Consider the following 18,707-nt stretch of genomic DNA (forward strand, 5'->3'; position numbering starts at 1 on the left):
AGTGGGGCGAGATACTCTAGGATATTGTTCTCAATCAGGTCTCAATTAGGAATTGCTCTCAAACCTTACACTAATAAATCACACTAAAAGGATACTATAAAATTAGTTGGCATCTTTGAGATTAGAGCCATAAAAACGACCAGGTTCAGAGTGATAAGCAATAAAATAACATAAAATTGTTGTGGTTTGATGTCTTTCCAAAAAATCACTGCGATTCTCCTAATTTCTAGTTGGTTTACTTAGGTATAAATCCTCAAAAATGTGGATTTATTTTATTTAGCGGATAGTTTGGCAGATATATAGTTAGTGCAGGGTAATTTTTAACCCAACAACCATTTGTGTCAAATGAATTGTCTCAAATGACACGGTTTCAAAAGCAGGCAGCTAGCTCCAGTTAGTAGATATAGCCACTAGATAGAGCAAGTATAGCCAGACCTGAATTCAGATATATCACCTGGTCTTAGTATAGCCAGCTAACCCTAGGTGTTAGTAGATTTTTCAGGAATTTTTAAGATTTATTACAAAGCCAAAAAGGTTGACAATTTGTCTGATCTAATTTTGAGAATTTGTCTTGTGATAAACCTGATCACCTGGTGATCAATTAAACTAGTCGATATCAGGGATTTTAACTATAGCATTTCTCAGTTATCAATTGCTTAAGGTACTTTCGTCCTAGGTTTTAGGGAGTAGGGAGTAAGGAGTAGGGAGTAGGGAGTAGGCAGTAGGGAGTAGGCAGTAGGGAATAGGTACAAAATTATGTGTACCTCATTACTATCAGAACCGCTAGATAAAGTCTTGGTTGTATAAATTAAATGGCATTTGCTCTGGAAACTCTAGACTAGAACTCTGGACTAATTTTACTGATGGATTTAATTAGATGAAGAGTCAAACCTTTCTTCAACCCATTGACCGTACTGCTGGCGCAGTCATACTTATACTGAGTCTACTGATTGGTATATTACTGTGGACTGGCGATCGCACTGCCCCCAGGGTACGGAAATTTACGTGGCAAGATAAACAAGTCGGTGCGGAGGATAAAGCGTTTATCCTAACCTTCAGCCGTCCTATGGATCAGACTAGTGTGGAAACTAATCTGAAGATTGTTCCACCCATACCGGGCAAAATTAGCTGGGCTGGACGTAAAATGGCTTATACTCCGCTGCTCCCTTTACCCTATGGCACCGAGTATCAATTCCAGCTCACTGGAGCAGTAGATCAATTCGCTAAGCCTGGCAACAAGACTGCCATGGAACCGTTCAAGGCATCTTTCCGTACCCGTGACCGAGCCTTTGCCTATGTGGGTGTTCAGGCAGAAGAAAAGGGGCGATTAATTTTCTATAATCTCACTCGCCAACAAAAAACTATCTTGACGCCTCCAGATTTGGTGGTTATGGACTTTAAGTTCTATCCTGATGGCAGCCGACTTCTTTTCTCTGCTGTTGATAGTCAGAATCAAGAACAGGACTTGCTCTCGGCCAAATTATATACTGTGACCACGGGCATATCTACTCGTGCCCCAGCTCAAGCTCCCGTATCCTCAGACTCTGATGGGTTAGTTGAGCAGGTTCTCGATAGCAAAGACTACCAGAATCTGAAGTTTGATTTGTCTGCTGATGGTAAAACGATTGTGGTGCAGCGGGTCAGTCGGAGTAATCCTTCGGAATTTGGGCTGTGGACCATACAACCTGGTACCAAACCGAGACCATTAGACCATGAACCAGGAGGAGATTTTATGATTACTCCTGATAGCAACGCAATCGCGATGGCTCAAGGTCAGGGAGTGGGCATTTTACCCTTGACACCAAATGCTCAACCCCTAGACTTTTTACCGAAGTTTGGCATGGTCATAAACTTTGCTAAGGATGGTTCAGCAGCAGTGATGGTGAAGTTTAATTCTGACTATACGCGATCGCTATTTTTAGTCAAAAACCAGGGCTCTGAGCAAGAGATACTGCGCACCACTGGTTCTGTCCATAGTTGTGAATTCTCGGCGCAAAACCAGATTCTCTATTGTCTGCTCAGCCAACTCATTGCTGGGGAAGAATTCAAAGAAGAACCTTTCCTAGCAGCGATTAACCTTAAACCTAATGAAAAGAATGAGTATACCTTAAAGCGCTTGATAGTTTTACCGGAGCAACAGGAAGTTCATATGAGTTTGTCCCCAGATGACTTAGGCATACTCTTTGATCAACTGGTTCCTGAACGGTCATCTGAGGAAGGTTTGATCACTGATGAAGGACAAATAATTGCCAATGCTAGACTGTGGCTATTACCTTTAGTGGATGATACATCGTCAGATACTCCAGTGAAGCTGGAAGCGGAACCACTCCTAACTGGATTTAATGCTCGTTGGCTACCTTGAAGGTTAGCAGGTTGAAGGTTAGCTGGTTGAAGGTTAGTAGGTTGAAGGTTAGTAGGTTGAAGGTTAGCTGGTTGAAGGTTAGCTGGTTGAAGGTTAGCTGGTTGAAGGTTAGCTGGTTGAAGGTTAGCTGGTTGAAGGTTAGCTGGTTGAAGGTTAGCTGGTTGAAGGTTAGCTGGTTGAAGGTTGGCTGGTTGAAGGTTGGCTGGTTGAAAGTTAGTAGGTTGAAGGTTAGCCGGTTGAAGGTTAGCCGGTTGAAGGTGTTTTTTTTTGGAAGGGTGTTTGGTTGTTCGCGTAGCGTGGCCTTTTGGCCAAGGGTGAAGGTTGGTAAAATAACCGAGCAACCTGTAACCTGTAACCTGTAACCTGTAACCAAACAACCTTGAAACCTTCAAACCTTCAACCTGTAACCAAACAACCTGTAACCAAACAACCTTAAACCTAATAACCTTCAACCTTAAACCTTCAACCTTCAACCATCAAACCTTCAACCTTAAACCTAATAACCTTCAACCTTCAACCTTCAACCTTCAACCTTCAACCTTCAACCTAATAACCTTCAACCTAATAACCTGTAACTTGACATCAAAAGACTATGGAAATTAATCAGTGTCTTCATGTTGCTGTTTTAGTTTCTGATTTGGAAAAGGCAGAGCATTTTTACGGTAATATTTTGGGATTATCTAAAGTTAATCGAGAGCTGAGATTTCCTGGTGCTTGGTACCAAGTTGGTCAATTCCAAATTCACCTGATGGTTAATCCTAATGCTAAAGTTGACCTAAAAAATCCTGAAAAATGGGGTCGTAATCCCCACATTGCCTTTAGTGTAGTAAATTTAGATGAAGCGAAGGAATGTCTACACGCTCATGGTTACCCGATTCAATTGAGCTCATCTGGTCGTGCGGCATTGTTTACCCAAGATCCAGATTGTAATATTATTGAGCTTAGTGAGATTAATAAGATTAGCACTTAGGGTTTAACGTAGGGATGGGGAGAATAAATGAAAACCATTGCCTACCTGTACAGCAATCCTCTACTTGACCCGGTGCCTGACCCAGAAGTTTGGGGTTTGGAGGTGGATCAGGTCTATCTAGATTTGGGAGGACGCCAGCAGTGGCAGCAGTTAGTTGCGGATTGCCAAGCTCAAGCTCCTGATTACTTGCTAATTCGTCGTCTGGAAGAACTGGGAGAGTGTTTGGCTGAAATTAGCGATCGCATTAGCCAAGTTGAAAGCCTTGGTGTTTGCTTGGTTGCCACAGAGCAATCTTACAATTCTGCTCAGCTAACGGATGCTACCAACTACACTACAATTCGCGCTAGCTTACTGAAACTAATACACGAAATCCAGCAGGAAGTCAACAGCCGCCGCCTTCGGCAAGGACATGCTCGTAATCGCCTCAAAGCCTTACCTCCACCAGGAAAAGCCCCCTATGGCTATCGGCGGGGCAAAGACCGCTATCTAATTGACCGCAGTACTGCACCGGTGGTTAAGGATTTTTTTGAACAGTTTCTGCTTTATGGTTCCTTGCGGGGTGCAGTACGGTATTTAGAGCAAAAATATGGTAAACGGATTTCCGTGACTACCGGGCGTCGTTGGCTAACAAATCCGGTTTATCGGGGAGACCTTGGCTATCAAAAAAATGGTGAAGTCATTTCCGATACCCATAGCGCCATTTTGAATCGCGAAGAAGCCGCACAGATTGACCGATTGCTCAGGCGCAACCGACAATTACCTCCTCGTACCGCCAGTGCTCCCCGTTCTTTGGCCGGGTTGGTGGTTTGTCAGGAATGCCAGTCGGGGATGACCGTTGTTAGTGTTACTCAATATCGTAAAAACAAACAATATCTCTACCTACGTCCGATTCATTGTCCTAAGCATCCAAAATGCCGTGCTATTAGTTATGAACAGGTTTTGGAGCAGACTATTCAACTGATCTGTCAGGAATTACCCCGTGCTGTTGCTGCTATGAATGCTCCCAGCTTGGATGGGGTCAAGGAATCCCTTAAGGATAAAATTACTCAAAAAAAAGATAATTTAGAGCAACTACCTCTGTTAACGTCTAGTGGGGTGCTTGATCAAGACACGGCTGATTTACGAGCATACAAACTACGCACAGAAATTTCCCAATTACAGCAGCAGCTAGCCGCTTTGCCGCCAGTGAATTTAAAAGCGATCGCTCAGACAGTATCCATTCCTCAATTCTGGATTGATTTATCAGAATCAGAGCGTCGGTTTTACTTTCGGGAGTTTATTCAAAAAATTGAAATCCTGCGTCAGGTAAAAGAATTGCAGCTGCAACTTGTGTTTATTTTTTAGGTAAGCTATCAGCTATCAGCGTGTCGCGTATCAGCGTGTCGCGTATCAGCTCTCAGCTCTCAGCTCTCAGCTATCAGCTATCAGCTCTCAGCTCTCAGCTCTCAGCTCTCAGCTCTCAGCTATCAGCTCTCAGCGTGTCGCGTATCAGCTATCAGCGTGTCGCGTATCAGCTATCAGCCAAAGGCCATGCTTGGCCTTTGGCCACGCTGTGCGAACGCGAATGGCTGACGGCTGACCGCTGACCGCACCTCAAGTAGCCTGCGCATAGCGCATATGCTTACTTTTTTAGGGTTGATCTTTTAGCCTAATATTGTCTAGTTTTTAGACTATAATTTGCCCAGCAATGGTGCTACTGATAGCTGGCACATTCAAGATATCATCAGTTGTACGCACCGACACATTACTCTTAGTTTAAGTAACGCCGTTTGGCGAGGCATCCTGTAAAGTTATCCAAAGATTAATTACATTAGCTTTCACTAAGCTAGTCCTGCTCAGGAATTTTTGTAAAATTAAATACAGAAAATAGTTAAAGTTTACCCATTGTCTGGGAAGATTTTGGCTCGAAGCAGTCTCAGCTAGGGTAGACGGGAATTTTTTTATCTTGATGACGAACTATGAAACTTTTAGAACCGCAGACCCAAAGCCCGACTTGGAACAGCTCCCCTAATCCCAACTTAGATCAGTCCCAAGATGCGTTCCAACCTGGGACTTGGGTACGTCTGTTAGAGCTACTTAACTAGTGAGGGGGTCTGGGGGAGCTATAAGTCCCCCACTATACACGGAGTGTTAGTGGTGGGATACATGGACTCCCCCAGCCAGACAGATAGAGAGGGTTCGACGCCCTCTCTATCTGTATTTACCATTGTCTTTTTCTGTGGTAAAATAAGATTATGTTAATGATGAACTATACATACAGGATTTACCCGAGCCAAGATCAACAACAGATCATCAAGGAATGGCTTGAGACTTGTAGACGAGTCTATAACTACTCATTAAGAGAGTTAAAAGACTGGATTGCAAGTCGTAAATGTCCTTAGGTGCGCTTTCCGTTGGCGAATTAAATTCGCCACGGGTCGCACCTGTGGATAGGTGTTCTTTGCAGAGTGAGTACATAATCCCTGCCGATACACCATTCCCCAGTTACCATCGTCAGCAAAACAATCTACCCAAAGCCAAGAAAACTAATCCGTTTATGTCAAGGGTGCATTCCCAGGTGTTACAGACAACCGTTAGAAGGTTGCATGACTCATGGGAAGCAATGAGTAAGCGAGGATTTGGTTTTCCAAGATTTAAGAAAAAGGGTCAATACAAGTCGTTTTTATTTCCGCAATTCAAGTCAAATCCAGTAGAACACGAACATATCAAGCTTCCTAAAATTGGCCTAGTTCCTATTCGGCTCCATCGAGAAATTCCTGTTGGATTCCAAGTCAAACAGGTCAGAGTTCTGGCTAAGGCTAGACAAACAGAATGGTATGTTGTGATATCAATTGCAATGGAAGTTGATATCCCAGATCATCCTGCCGTTGGTCGGGCAATAGGGATAGACCTTGGGTTAGAAAAGTTTCTGACAACTTCAGATGGTTTCACAGTTGAGCGTCCTAAGTTTTTAAAGCAACTGCAAGGTAAGCTGAAATTGCTACAACGTAGAGCAGCTAAAAAACAGAAGCGTTCTAACAACTGGGAAAAAGCACAACTGAAGGTGGCCAGATTGCATCATAAGATTGCCAACACTCGTAAAGACTTCCATCTGAAAACAGCACATTTGCTCTGTGACCAGGCTCAGACAATGTTTGCGGAAGATCTCAACACAATAGGACTCAATCGAGGAATGCTAAGGAAAGACTGCATTGATGCATCTTTTGGTCAATTCTTAGATCTCCTCAAATGGGTAGCTTTCAAACGTGGGTGTTACTTTCAGCGAGTAGACCCCCGTGGGACGAGTCAGACTTGCCCTGAGTGTCAGGCCACAGTGAAGAAAGATTTGAGGGTTAGAGAACATAAATGCAAGACATGCGGCTACACGACACATAGAGATCATGCAGCCGCTCAGATGGTGAGATGGCGAGGATTAGAATTAGTACCCGTGGACAATTCGGGAAATGGAAACAGCCTGTCAAGTAGTCGATCTGTCGGGGGAGAAATCCTAGATAAGTGGCTTTGGGCAGGAATACCTATTTGTGAGAATGGGAAGCCTACACTATACGCGAAGCGTATAGTGTAGGAGGATGTCACTCCCTATAGCTTTGATGAAGCGCTGCTGCTGTGCCAGGTTTCAGAAGACCAGTGGGTATCCTGGATTCCTGATCATGGTGAAGCAACGCTGCATATCAGTCAATTTTTCTGAGAAATATGACCCTTGGAGGCAAAAGGCTTGCAGGCACAATAATCGATTAGCCACCGCTAACAGGAGGAATCAGAACCACTTCATCCCCATCTTGCAAGGGGGTATCGGGGGGAACAAATTGTAGATTGATGCCAAAGCGGGTCACTTCACGCCATTGCTCCAGCTCTGGGTGTTCACTCAGTAAACGGTCTAACACCGCTGATACTGATGTTTGAGGGGGAAATCCCAACTGGAGTTCTGGCAAGCCATAGGTTTCTTGATAGGCAGCAAAAAGCTTGACTGTAACAGTAATTGATGGTTCAGACATAGATTAATTTGGGTTCAAGCTCTTTTATTCTATTTTATTCTGTTTTATTATATTTGGTTCTGTTTAATTTTAGTCTGCCTGGCTAGACTGATACCCTTGGCACTATACTTGACAAAATTAGATCGAAGTAAATAGATGCACCGTCATGATCACAGCAGGTAAGTTTAGGACAGCTATTACAAGGCAAGTTCCGGTATTTATTGACAAAAGCCGTAAGTGTATCCATCTTTTCGGTGTATTGCCGATATATCTTGAGGTTTACAGCTTTTGTAGCCTTTCATTCCTAACGGGGTAAATCCAAAACTTCCTTTACTTCTGGGAGTAACTTTGCCTATCCCTAGTTTTTGATGTTTGGCTATGTCTCCGGTTACCCAGCCTTTAATCGGCTTCAATGGGTTATGTCTAATGGGGTAGCCGTACTTGTTGAGTGCCGCTTTTTGCCTTCCTCCTTGCCCAAAGCAGGTTACTAGAAGAGGTTGAGAGGTTATCAAAGTTAAAGTCTCAATATCCCCAACACAAGCGGCATCAATCCAGTGCTGTTTAGGGAGTCCTAGCTTCGTTCGGTTGTACTTAGTTTGTGCTCCCGTCCCAGTTACTACTGGTCTTACACTTTGGAGCATTTTTACTAGCTTTTTACGGGTTGCATTAACCGCCGCCGCATCCTTTAATGGCTGTTTAGCTTTAGTCTTAATCTTCTGAAGTAGACTTGGCTTATTTTTTAGAAAATCTTCTATAGGCTTATTTCCTTTTCGTTGGTTGCACTTTTCGCAAGCCAAACAAAGATTACTTACGCAATCGCTTCCTCCTTTCGATTTTGGATGGATATGTTCAATCTGCAAGGGGACATTTTGCTTTCCACAATAGGTACATTCCCTTTCCCATTTTTCAAGCAAATACTCTCTGACTTCATAGCCAGCTAGTTCCCCCTGCTGATACTCAACGCCACTAATTTCTGGATTCTGCATTTTTTGGGTATCAAACTTAACTTTTTCAAGCCAAATCTCATTGACCGGGCAGAATTTTATCAATCGTTTTACCCAAGTCTGGGTAGGTAGTCAGAATTCTGTGCTCTAGGCTAGGGGGCAGCCATCCCTGTGGGCGTCTACGGTTAAGGAATCGAGGTTTTCTGTAGCGGGTGTGGCGATTGCGCCTTCCGCTTCTTACAGCTCTTCTAGACTCTAGTTTTTTCTTGATTAATCCTCCTCTGTGTTCTAATTCCATCCCCCAAATAACTTGATCATTTTGGACTAAGGCAAATCCAGTTACCTTGCTGCCAGGATCGATCTTGATTTGACAGGGTGAGATAGTTGGATCATCGTTCGCGCAGCGTCGGCTTTGCCGAATCCCTGTTTTTAGGATGATTGTGAATGGATACATCCTAAAGACCGCCGCTTTACCTTTTTTCAATAATCGGCGTGCTTTCTTTGGCGAAATGGGATTTAGTGGTCGTTTGTTCGTGTCAATGATAAATACGTAATTTTGCATTTTTAGTGCGTCTCAAGTCGGTTATGTGTTCCAAGTGCTTCGCACACGCTTGCGCGAACGGCAATGTTGAAATGGCTTGTTAGGCTAACCACACATTTTGCCTTCACTTTAATGATTAGCGACAGAGCCAGGAACTGGAGGTCATTCCTAGGTGTCATAACCAAATCAACGTAGGACTCAATCCTTAGCCTGCATCCTAGTTGGCAATTCCAGGAGTTACCGGGAATTACCAAGGCTTAAACTAGGAGTATTGACCCTAATTCAGATGTATTGTAAAACTTAAGTGACATATTTGACTAGATTGATCAACTCCCTAGTCCAGGGGAAACGCATCTTATTTTTGTACATGCTGGCGGGGTCAGGATTTCAGCGATCGAGTTCTGTTTGAAATCAATTGATTAAATCCTTACTGGATAAGGGTTTTGCAATTTAGATGCGTTTGCCCTAGTTCCTTTTGTCAAGCGTGATTGAGATGCTCTTACCCTGAGCTATAAACCTGGCTGACCCTAGAAGATATTCTGGTATTCGTTCCAACCGTTTGAAATAACCTTCTCCGCACCCTGATTCTGAAAGTTATTAGGATCCGGTAGACCAATATAGCTATAGTAGGACAGTTGGCCGTTGGGCTTTAGAGCAAACAGAACTCCACAACCTCCGGAAAAAACTCTACTATATTCGTTCCAACCGTCTGAAATAACCTTCTCCGCACCCTGATTCTGAAAGTTATTAGGATCCGGTAGACCAATATAGCTATAGTAGGACAGTTGGCCGTTGGGCTTTAGAGCAAACAAAACTCCAGAACCTCCGGAAAAAACTTTACCATATTCGTTCCAACCGTTTGAAATAACCGTCTCCGCACCCTGATTCTGAAAGTTATTAGGATCCGGTAGACCACTATAGCTATAGTAGGACAGTTGACCGTTGGGCTTCAAGGCATAAAGAATGTGAAAACCAGACTTACCTTCAGTCAAAACAGGGGTCAAGGTTGTAAATAGCCCGGTCATGGTAGCGAGTACAACCAAAAACATTCGACGTCTGATGACACTTTTCATTTGTTATACGCCGTTTCATGTGAATAAATGTGATTCGATTCCCTCCCAAGCTATAATTTAGAATATTTTAAATAAACACAATACTGTCATCAACAGCTGTTTAATTTATTCCACTTTATAGGGGCATCAGCAAGGGAATTGCTAAGTATTAAACATACACATAATTGATAATAATTTAGTTAGCACAATTGAGAATAGTTTAGTTAGCAAAGTTATAAAAAATTAATAATAATTAAGAATGATTTAGAATAATTTAGACATTCTGGCTAGGCTATACAATGCCAGGGTAAGCGCATCTTGTCAACAAACTGGGGGTAGTTCTCAATAAACCCGGTGTTATTGTGCTTATTGACAAGATATTTTATACATATAGTGTTTATGGAAATCAATAAACACTATATGTATGAATCAATCAATTAGATGTGTTTACTCTGCTGCCTAGTCTTGATAAAAATATTGCGATATAGTAATAAACCCTTAGTGGAAATGAATCTAACAAACCGAGGGTGAGTTGGATTTACCTCTTAATATAGAGTATTGGTATTTCTAGCTTAGTAAATGAGCAGATCCCCTCAAGCATCTACTCCCGAATCCAACGATAACCTTCCCAAAAGGGCAACTGAAGCAGCAAGGAAAGTTGCGCCTGAGAATACTGACCATCGGACAGTGGACCGCAGTAAGCTGACACCGATGATGCACCATTTTGCTGAACTAAAAGACCAGTATTCCCATGCTGTGCTGCTCTACAGAGTTGGGGACTTCTATGAAACCTTCTTTCAGGATGCCAGGATAATTTCTGAAGCCCTGGAACTGGTCTTAACCAGCAAAGAAGCTGGTAAGGGAGTGGGACGGGTGCCAATGACAGGGGTTCCTCACCATGCTTTGGACCGCTACAGCACCATGCTAGTGGAAAAAGGCTATGCGATCGCAATTTGTGACCAAGTGGAAGATGCCTCAGTAGCAGCCAAAGAAGGACGTCAGGTGCGCCGGGAAGTCACCCGTGTCCTTACCCCCGGTACCTTGATGGAAGAGGAGATGCTCCATGCTCGTCGTAACAATTTCTTGGCAGCAGTAGTAATTGCTAAGAATCATTGGGGTTTAGCCTATGCAGATATTTCCACTGGGGAATTTCTGACTACTCAAGACCGAGATTTAGACCTGCTGGTTCAGGAATTGATGCGCTTGCAGCCGTCGGAGGTATTAATTCCCACCAATGCTCCCGATTTGGGGAGTATGCTACGACCTGGTCAGACCTCTGAGAGTTTACCGGATTGTTTACCAAATTCATTTTGTTATGCACTCCGTCCCCAACGACACTTTACCTTGGCAGAAGCCCGACAGCGACTGTTGGAACAGTTCAGAGTGCGATCGCTTGAAGGGTTAGGGTGTGAACATCTGCCCCTTGGTGTCCGTGCTGCTGGTGGGTTGTTGGAATATCTGAAAGATACCCAAAAAGAAAATTATGTAGCGTTACAGATATTACGGACCTATACCATTGCTGATTATTTAATTCTCGACCACCAGACTCGTCGCAATCTCGAAATTACTGCTACTGTCCGAGATAACACCTTTAACGGTTCCCTGCTTTGGGCTCTAGATCGAACCAGTACAGCCATGGGAGGTAGAGCATTGCGGCGCTGGCTACTCCAACCATTACTAGAGATTAAGGGAATCCGGGCGCGACATGATACCATCGCGGAATTAGTGGACAATACTGGACTGCGCCAGGACTTACAGCAGCTGCTTCGGAAAATTTATGACTTGGATCGGTTGACAGGGAAAGCAAGTTCTGGTAGAGCTAATGCCAGAGATTTAGTAGCCTTAGGGGATTCTCTGTTGAGGTTACCGGAATTAGCTGACCTAGCGGCTTATGGCTCTTCTCCCTATCTGAAAGTGATGCAGAATGTACCGCCACAATTGGAAGAGTTAGGGCACACACTGCAGGAGCATCTGGTAGAGTCACCACCCTTGCATCTGACTGAGGGAAAATTAATTCGGCCTCAGGTCAATCAGCAGTTGGATGAAATGCGTGCTCAAGCCGAGGAGGATCAGCAGTGGATTGCTAATTTGGAAGTAACGGAGCGGGAAAAGACAGATATTCCCAAGCTGAAGGTAGGGTTTAATAAGACCTTTGGATATTACATTAGTGTACCTCGTGCTAAGACAGCTCAGGTACCAGATGATTATATTCGGAAGCAGACGTTAGTTAATGAAGAGCGCTATATAACCCCAGAGCTGAAGGAACGGGAAGCACGGATTCTCACGGCCCGGGAGGATTTGAATCGTTTAGAGTATGAAATTTTTGTGGGCTTGCGCCATGAGGTAGGGCTGGAAGCTGACAGGATTCGGGGTGTGTCTCGGGCGGTAGCAGCATTGGATGTGTTGTGTGGATTAGCAGAGGTCGCTGTTTATCAGGGATATTGTCGTCCCGATATGGATCAAAGCCGGGAAATTCGGATTATAGATGGACGGCATCCAGTGGTGGAACAGTCCTTGCCCAGTGGCTTGTTTGTCCCGAATTCCGCGTCTTTAGGTCAAAACAAGTTAAAGGTTGACGGGGAGTTGAAGGTTGACGGGGAGTTGAAGGTTGACGGGGAGTTGAAGGTTGACGGGGAGTTGAACGTTGAAGGTTCTTCTGAGTTGAACGTTGAAAATTCTAACGAGCAACCTTCTAACCAGCAACCCGATAACGAGCAACCCGATAACGAGCAACCCGATAACGAGCAACCTGCTAACCTTCAACCTTCTAACCTTCAACCTTCTAACCTTCAACCTTCTAACCTTCAACCTTCTAACCTTCAACCTTCTAACCTTCAACCTTCTAACCTTCAACCTTCTAACCTTCAACCAAACAACCTGCAACCAAACAACCTGCAACCTGCCACCGAAACGGATATTCCTGATTTGATTATTTTGACCGGACCTAACGCCAGTGGGAAGAGTTGTTATTTGCGTCAGGTAGGATTGATTCAGTTGATGGCACAGGTGGGAAGTTTTGTGCCAGCATCAGAAGCAAGTTTGGGGATATGCGATCGCATTTTTACCAGAGTCGGTGCGGTGGATGATTTAGCAACAGGCCAGTCTACGTTTATGGTGGAAATGAACGAGACAGCGAATATTCTCAATCATGCTACGGATAAGTCTTTAGTGTTGTTGGATGAGATTGGTCGAGGCACAGCAACCTTTGATGGTCTTTCCATCGCTTGGGCGGTCGGGGAGTATCTGGCCATGGAAATTAAGGCACGGACGATTTTTGCCACCCATTATCATGAGTTGAATGAGTTAGCCTCGATTTTGCCCAATGTAGCTAATTATCAGGTGACCGTAAAAGAGTTAGCGAATGAAATCATCTTTTTGCATCAGGTACAGCCAGGAGGAGCTAACCGTTCTTATGGGATTGAGGCAGGACGTTTAGCGGGTTTACCAACCTCAGTGATTAATCGGGCGAAACAGGTGATGAAGCAAATTGAGAAGCACAGTAAAATTGCCCTGGGGTTGCGCAAGGGGATTGGCAAACAATTGTCAGCTAGGAATACAACTGGCCAAAAGGTGACAGACCAAAGGGTGACCATCGAGCAGTTGGATATTTTTGATGATTAAGCCACCATGGTTGTGATCTGATCAACAACTACACCGTTAACACAGCTGATCACTTAACGAGGATGGGATGAGACCTAGGAGCCGCTAAGCAAAAGCATTCCCGCCCACTGCCCTTACGGAAAAAAGATCCGATTGCATAAATTTCTGAGCTAGCCCTGATTAGTATATAGACCGATACTTTTTAGCTACCAGAATCTCTCAAGGGAAAATTTTGGCTCACTAATGCAAGTTGATTTCTCAACCAGGGTGTATCTACCAAGGCTCGTAGGAATATCCCACGAGCGCCGTTAATGTCTCGATCCATAGATCGACCATCAACTTTTGATCTAATTATTCGACCGCCGCCAATGTTGACTAATTCACCTGTCCAGCTAACCGTTTTACTGGTATAAGCTTCACAGACATCTACTACTATCTTCCCAGCTTCTATTGCCTTATGCTTCAAAAATTCCTGAAAACGATAGTGAGCAAAACTCAACATATTACGGACAGTTTTAGATCGGATTTTTCTGTTCTTTCTTTTAGACATCTGAGAGGTCTCAAAAGTTGGAAGCAGAATTACGTCAAAGTTGTCAACCAAAAACCTAGCTGTTTTGTGATGAAGTTCATTAATTAGGTTCTGAACTTTGACGATCATTCTCCTAGCCGCTTTTCTCATTCGGCGTTTCTGTCCACCACTAGATTTACTGATCTTTGATAGCAAATTGTCTAGATGTTGACATAATCGTTGGATACGAGAAAAGTCTCCATTTCCAATTTTTCCTACAGATGTCTCACTAAAGAAAGTAATAAAAGTTCTGACTCCAGGATCTAAAGCGACTACTCTACCTTGGTTTTCGGTTTTCTTTTTAGTCTCTTTATAGGGGACAACTAGGTAGTAATTCCCGTTGTTACTGGTTAGCCTACTATCGCATACCTGATCAGGAAGGCTTTCAGTGTATCCTATCTCTCCTAATTTAGTGTGATATATCCCCAAGGTCGAAACTGCTGACTTGGGTATATAGCAAGATTGAATGGGATTTTTGCGAGACCTAAACCTTACTCGCTGAATTTGAAACGTTTTCTTGTACTTTTTCTTGGCCTCCCTAACAGCGGTGCAAGCATCCTTTATCGCTATCGATTTAATTTGATAAGGGACTTCCTTGCACCATTCGGGTAGGTCATTCAAAATGCCAGTTTTAATGGCTTTCCAGTTAGCTTTTGTTTCGCCATCCTGGAGGATTTTGATGGTTTTATTGAACACATAACGGGACACTCCAAACCACTTACGGATAATTGCTCGCTGTTCAGGGTTTAGGAACAGATGAATCTTCTTTGATTTTTTTACCGTACTTTCTGAGTCCGTGAACCCGGCAGGATAAGACGTGAATGATGGAGATAATATCTGCGGTAAGTTCTGATCAAAGACAACTTTCAGGTTGGTCGAGAACCAGGATTTTTCCACCGTTGAGACCGACCAAGTACTCAATGAGTTCAAACCCGAAACGGGTAAGTCGGTCTCTACAGGTAACAACAACCGTGAGCTGATCTCCAGACACGACTCGTTCCAGTATGGTTCTAAGCCCTTTCCTGTTGTAATTGAGACCGGAACCGATGTCAAAGATGATGTCTGCTTCCGGGAAGAGAGAGTGGAGGTAAGCGACTTGGCGGGCAAGATCGTCTCGCTGTTTTGTACTACTGACTCGGCAATAACAGATGGTGTAACAGCGCAATTTGTCAGACTTTGGAGCTTTTCCAAAACGGAGAAGATCTGTTGAGTCAAAGAGTCTAGTCCCTCCTGGTGTCCTTTCGCATCTGAGTGTCCCATTGTCTGCATACTTCTTTAGTGTGTTCTTGGAGAGTCCCGTAAGTTCGACCGCCTTACGGAGTGGTATTAATGCCATCTCCTTAATCTACCATAATTTAATAGTAAGTGGTAGATTAGTGGAGGTTTTTGTTAACTGTCACAAGCCTTAACGAATCAATTTGGGGAGCAGCTCCGTGACTAGATACTACGCCACCTGTAACTCTTGATAGCGATAAACCTTTAGTTTCTAAAGGGTAGCATCTTCGATTATAGCGCCATGTGATGTAGAAATTTTGTGGATTTGTTTTTTTTTTTAAGTTATTGGATGAGCGAGGCTAATCATGAAAGTTAAAGACGTCTATCAAGATGAACAAGGAAATTGGCAGATCGACTATGGAGTTGATCATCTGATGGGGCTAGCCATTAGGAATGATTTAGGACAGACACTGACCCAATTTATTATTTCGATTCCCATGAGTTTCTTGTTTTTTATGTTTTTACTTTCCGTTTTCGATGCCTTAATTGAATTAATCCCGCAGGTAGATACCAGTATTCAACAGATAGTTCCTCAAGAAAATGGCTCTCTTATAATGATTATAGTAAATGAGTAGTTTAAATGATCGATTACCCCTTAAATAGCCAGGGATTCAATTAAATAAAAATACCTTGTTTTGAATTGCGGAATTTTATCTATAAGCTTTGTAGGATGAGTAAGGTTCATTTAGGGTGGGCAGTGCATCAGACAGATAATGAAGCTTGCAAACCACGTTGCTAGGCACTGCCCACCCTACGATTAGTGACTTTATAAAATTATTTTTGGTTTAACTTGCGGAATATCACCTATAAGCTTTGTAGTTATTTTTATACTTTATTGAATGAGTGAGGAAACTTATGAAAGTTAAAGACGTCTATCAAGATGAACAAGGAAATTGGCAGATCGACTATGGAGTTGATCATCTGATGGGGCTAGCCATTAGGAATTATTTAGGACAGACACTGATCGGAGTTATTATTTCGATTCCCATGAGTTTCTTGTTTTTTATGTTTTTACTTGCCGTTTTCGATGGCTTAATTGCATCAATACCGCAGGTAGATAGCAGTATTCAACAGATAGCTCCTCAAGCAACTTACCATCCTCTTCGCTAATTATTAGATAGCTCAGGAAGATGGTAAACCACTTTCCTAACTATTGCTGATCATTCAGGGCTATTTCATTCTGATTGCGCCAGTGATCTGCCCTGCTAGTATTGCACTGCTAAAGATTTGAGCAATTGTCGGAAACTTTGACCTCAACTTGTATCATAAGCATGGCTTTTCTGATCTGGGTGAGGCTCAGCGTCTTGCTGGTTTTAGTCTTAACACACTCAAGGAAATGATCGAACTTTAAATTCAGATCTAATTGATACGATAAGTGGAATTGCAAACTCTAACACGTATTTTTTGACATTTAAATACATTAACAAAATTAAATTTTTCTGATGCTTAAAATCAATCGATTATGGAACAAAATAGTTAATAAAATCACATCAAATAGCAAATTTTTGTTGCTCACTGCTTTGAGCATTAGTCTGGTTTTGACGTTTTTTAGAGCACCCTCACTAGCACAGTTGCCGCCACTAAAACAATTGCCCATTGAAGAGGATTCGGAAACACAACCTGCACCGGAAATAGGAATTGAAGAGGATTCGGAAACACAACCTGCACCGGAAATAGGAATTGAAGAGGGTTCGGAAATACAACCTGCACCTGAAATCGGAATTGAAGAGGGTTCGGAAACACAATCTGCACCTGAAATAGGAATTGAAGAGGGTTCGGAAATACAACCTGCACCTGAAATCGGATGGGAGTTCTTAGGTAGCCGAGAACTCAATCAAGTAGAAATTCACGAAACTAAGTATAAAGGTGAGTGCCCAGGTTACAGCTGGTCTTCTCGGGAAGCCCGGTTTACTTCCAGTACTACTCCACCAGCTCGTAAAAGACGTGTAATTGTTAAAAATATTACCAGAGGAGTAGCTAGTGACCCATTTCCTTACACTGACAGAGAGTACGATGAGGGTAGATCTTCAGAAGGGACACGGATGAGTTTTGGAACAAGACATGATAGTAAAGAATTTCACGTTTTAGACGGAGAGAATACATTTGAGTACGAGATTAAAGAACGCGATCGTGTACTTGAGTCTGGAGTTTTCACTGCTGTAATTAAAAGAAATGTGGATGTCAGACAAAGAGATTCGTATCCTATTACCAAATCAGTTTGTATGAACTCAGAAGTTCCTATGTCTTTGTGTGCTGATATCAGGACTCTTACTAAGTACAAATGTCGGAGCAACTGGGTTCTCCGAAGCTTTCTCATGCCAAATACCCCTGAAGTTGCTACACTTATATCCAATCAGACTCCCTACTCGGTAAAGTATTGGATCAATGATAGGATACAAAAATTGTCATCAGGAAGCGATAAAATCTATACCAATAACTTTTTAAACATAAAGTTTGAATCTTGCTCTGTAGGAACCGAGGATGGAAGCAAGGCTAAAGAATGTACTATCAAAACCAGGAGTTTAGAACGAGGTAAAAGATATCGGTTTACAGCCTCTGATTTAGACTATGAATCCCTTGATATAGAAGATTTTCCACGATCATAGTTTCTTATAGGGCTGCAATTCTGATAGAATTAAGTAAGCATATGCGCCTAGGGCATATGCTGATAACTGATAGCTGATAGCTGATAGCTGATAGCTGATAACTGATAGCTGATAGCTGATAGCTGATAGCTGATAGCTGATAGCTGAATGCTTATATAATTAAAACACAAAAAATTTGCCCCCTAGCCCAACAGTGTGGAATTTTTTCCCCCAGAAGTTGGTGGTATAGATACTGAAAAGAAAATAGTTTTGGTGACGAGTGTAGCTTTCGATCACTGGCTTAACTGCACCAGGTGGTAAAGGTTTACCGACAAAACAAGCTGCTTTTACCCCAAGAGGAAGGGATTTCTGCTGGCAGTAAGTATCGTGTAAGTGCCATGACGCATGATCAAGATAAGCATCTTTAGTTGGATTGGTGAGTGCCATAATGCTGGACACTAAAGCTAAGAAAACGGTGTTATTGATGCGCTGATACATAATTTCTTGTTATTAAATGTTGGTAATTAGTTGCGTAGGGTGCGTAGGGTGTGTTAGGAGCGGACTTGCCCTTATTGTTCGCCTCGACCGCCAGCCTTGGGATAGTCCGCCCCGTAACGCACCGCCAGTGTTAGGTTGCTGCCCGGAAATTGAAACGGGCAAGATGCCCGTTCCACGCCTGATGCCCGTTCCACAGGTGCGACCCGTGGCGAATTTAATAATTAGATGCGGAAAGCGCACCTAAAAGATGCCGGTTCCACTCACCGGGTCAAACAGCTTTAATGAGATGCACTCTACCCGGTCAGCCATAGGATGATTAGTCAACCGGATTTGATCTA

15 protein-coding genes and 1 pseudogene are annotated in these 18,707 nt (G+C 43.1%); 9 read left to right on the plus strand and 7 right to left on the minus strand.

The features are described 5' to 3' along the window. The first annotated feature begins 877 nt into the window (after nt 1-877). From LYNGBM3L_RS22835 to LYNGBM3L_RS22855, 5 genes are all read left to right on the plus strand, one after another. Nucleotides 878-2,362 (plus strand): Ig-like domain-containing domain, encoded by a 1,485-nt coding sequence (locus LYNGBM3L_RS22835; protein ID WP_009149271.1) that lies wholly within the window; start codon nt 878-880, stop codon nt 2,360-2,362. A gap of 592 nt (nt 2,363-2,954) precedes the next feature. Next, complete coding sequence (locus LYNGBM3L_RS22845) at nt 2,955-3,332, plus strand: VOC family protein (protein WP_009149275.1); 378 nt, start codon at nt 2,955-2,957, stop codon at nt 3,330-3,332. Nucleotides 3,333-3,359: 27 nt separating this feature from the next. Beyond that, nucleotides 3,360-4,676, plus strand: coding sequence for a recombinase family protein (locus LYNGBM3L_RS22850; protein WP_009149277.1), 1,317 nt, complete (start codon nt 3,360-3,362; stop codon nt 4,674-4,676). 899 nt (nt 4,677-5,575) lie between these two features. After that, a complete protein-coding gene (locus tag LYNGBM3L_RS47755) occupies nt 5,576-5,713 on the plus strand; it encodes a helix-turn-helix domain-containing protein (RefSeq protein ID WP_229414658.1) in 138 nt (45 codons plus the stop codon). Next, a complete protein-coding gene (locus LYNGBM3L_RS22855) occupies nt 5,704-6,897 on the plus strand; it encodes an RNA-guided endonuclease InsQ/TnpB family protein (protein ID WP_009149282.1) in 1,194 nt (397 codons plus the stop codon). Before LYNGBM3L_RS47755 ends, LYNGBM3L_RS22855 begins: the two co-directional genes overlap by 10 nt. A 169-nt stretch (nt 6,898-7,066) precedes the next feature. Here the strand turns inward: LYNGBM3L_RS22855 and LYNGBM3L_RS22860 are convergent, their stop codons facing one another. From LYNGBM3L_RS22860 to LYNGBM3L_RS22870, 3 genes and pseudogenes are all read right to left on the minus strand, one after another. Continuing rightward, a complete protein-coding gene (locus tag LYNGBM3L_RS22860; protein WP_009149283.1) occupies nt 7,067-7,327 on the minus strand; it encodes a MoaD/ThiS family protein in 261 nt (86 codons plus the stop codon). Between the two features lie 197 nt (nt 7,328-7,524). Continuing rightward, nucleotides 7,525-8,812 (minus strand): annotated as a pseudogene (gene iscB, locus LYNGBM3L_RS50530) (RNA-guided endonuclease IscB). A 506-nt stretch (nt 8,813-9,318) separates the two neighbouring features. Then, a complete protein-coding gene (locus LYNGBM3L_RS22870) occupies nt 9,319-9,864 on the minus strand; it encodes a tachylectin-related carbohydrate-binding protein (protein ID WP_131827198.1) in 546 nt (181 codons plus the stop codon). A 558-nt stretch (nt 9,865-10,422) separates the two neighbouring features. Between LYNGBM3L_RS22870 and mutS the strand changes: the two genes are divergently transcribed. Continuing rightward, nucleotides 10,423-13,464: a DNA mismatch repair protein MutS gene (mutS, locus tag LYNGBM3L_RS50535; protein WP_009149291.1), complete on the plus strand. Its 3,042-nt coding sequence runs from the start codon at nt 10,423-10,425 to the stop codon at nt 13,462-13,464. A gap of 181 nt (nt 13,465-13,645) precedes the next feature. On the opposite strand, the gene LYNGBM3L_RS22880 is transcribed toward mutS, so the two are convergent. Continuing rightward, complete coding sequence (locus tag LYNGBM3L_RS22880; protein WP_009149294.1) at nt 13,646-14,908, minus strand: RNA-guided endonuclease InsQ/TnpB family protein; 1,263 nt, start codon at nt 14,906-14,908, stop codon at nt 13,646-13,648. After that, nucleotides 14,865-15,347, minus strand: a complete 483-nt coding sequence (locus LYNGBM3L_RS22885; RefSeq protein ID WP_044494422.1) for an IS607 family transposase — start codon at nt 15,345-15,347, stop codon at nt 14,865-14,867. Before LYNGBM3L_RS22885 ends, LYNGBM3L_RS22880 begins: the two co-directional genes overlap by 44 nt. A 244-nt stretch (nt 15,348-15,591) precedes the next feature. Between LYNGBM3L_RS22885 and LYNGBM3L_RS22890 the strand changes: the two genes are divergently transcribed. From LYNGBM3L_RS22890 to LYNGBM3L_RS34210, 3 genes are all read left to right on the plus strand, one after another. Further along, nucleotides 15,592-15,861, plus strand: a complete 270-nt coding sequence (locus LYNGBM3L_RS22890) for a hypothetical protein (protein ID WP_009149298.1) — start codon at nt 15,592-15,594, stop codon at nt 15,859-15,861. Nucleotides 15,862-16,141: 280 nt separating this feature from the next. Then, a complete protein-coding gene (locus tag LYNGBM3L_RS22895; RefSeq protein ID WP_009149299.1) occupies nt 16,142-16,396 on the plus strand; it encodes a hypothetical protein in 255 nt (84 codons plus the stop codon). 332 nt (nt 16,397-16,728) lie between these two features. Continuing rightward, nucleotides 16,729-17,892 carry a hypothetical protein gene (locus tag LYNGBM3L_RS34210; RefSeq protein WP_009149302.1) on the plus strand — a complete coding sequence of 388 codons (1,164 nt, stop codon included), beginning with the start codon at nt 16,729-16,731 and terminating at the stop codon, nt 17,890-17,892. Between the two features lie 159 nt (nt 17,893-18,051). Here the strand turns inward: LYNGBM3L_RS34210 and LYNGBM3L_RS22905 are convergent, their stop codons facing one another. Together LYNGBM3L_RS22905 and LYNGBM3L_RS48900 are read right to left on the minus strand one after the other, a co-directional pair. Beyond that, nucleotides 18,052-18,369, minus strand: coding sequence for a DUF4359 domain-containing protein (locus LYNGBM3L_RS22905; protein ID WP_009149304.1), 318 nt, complete (start codon nt 18,367-18,369; stop codon nt 18,052-18,054). Nucleotides 18,370-18,440: 71 nt separating this feature from the next. Then, nucleotides 18,441-18,563, minus strand: coding sequence for a hypothetical protein (locus tag LYNGBM3L_RS48900; RefSeq protein WP_267872079.1), 123 nt, complete (start codon nt 18,561-18,563; stop codon nt 18,441-18,443). Between the last annotated feature and the right edge of the window lie 144 nt (nt 18,564-18,707).

Origin of the sequence: Moorena producens 3L, from assembly GCF_000211815.1 — a bacterium.
GTDB classification, from domain to species: Bacteria; Cyanobacteriota; Cyanobacteriia; order Cyanobacteriales; family Coleofasciculaceae; genus Moorena; species Moorena producens.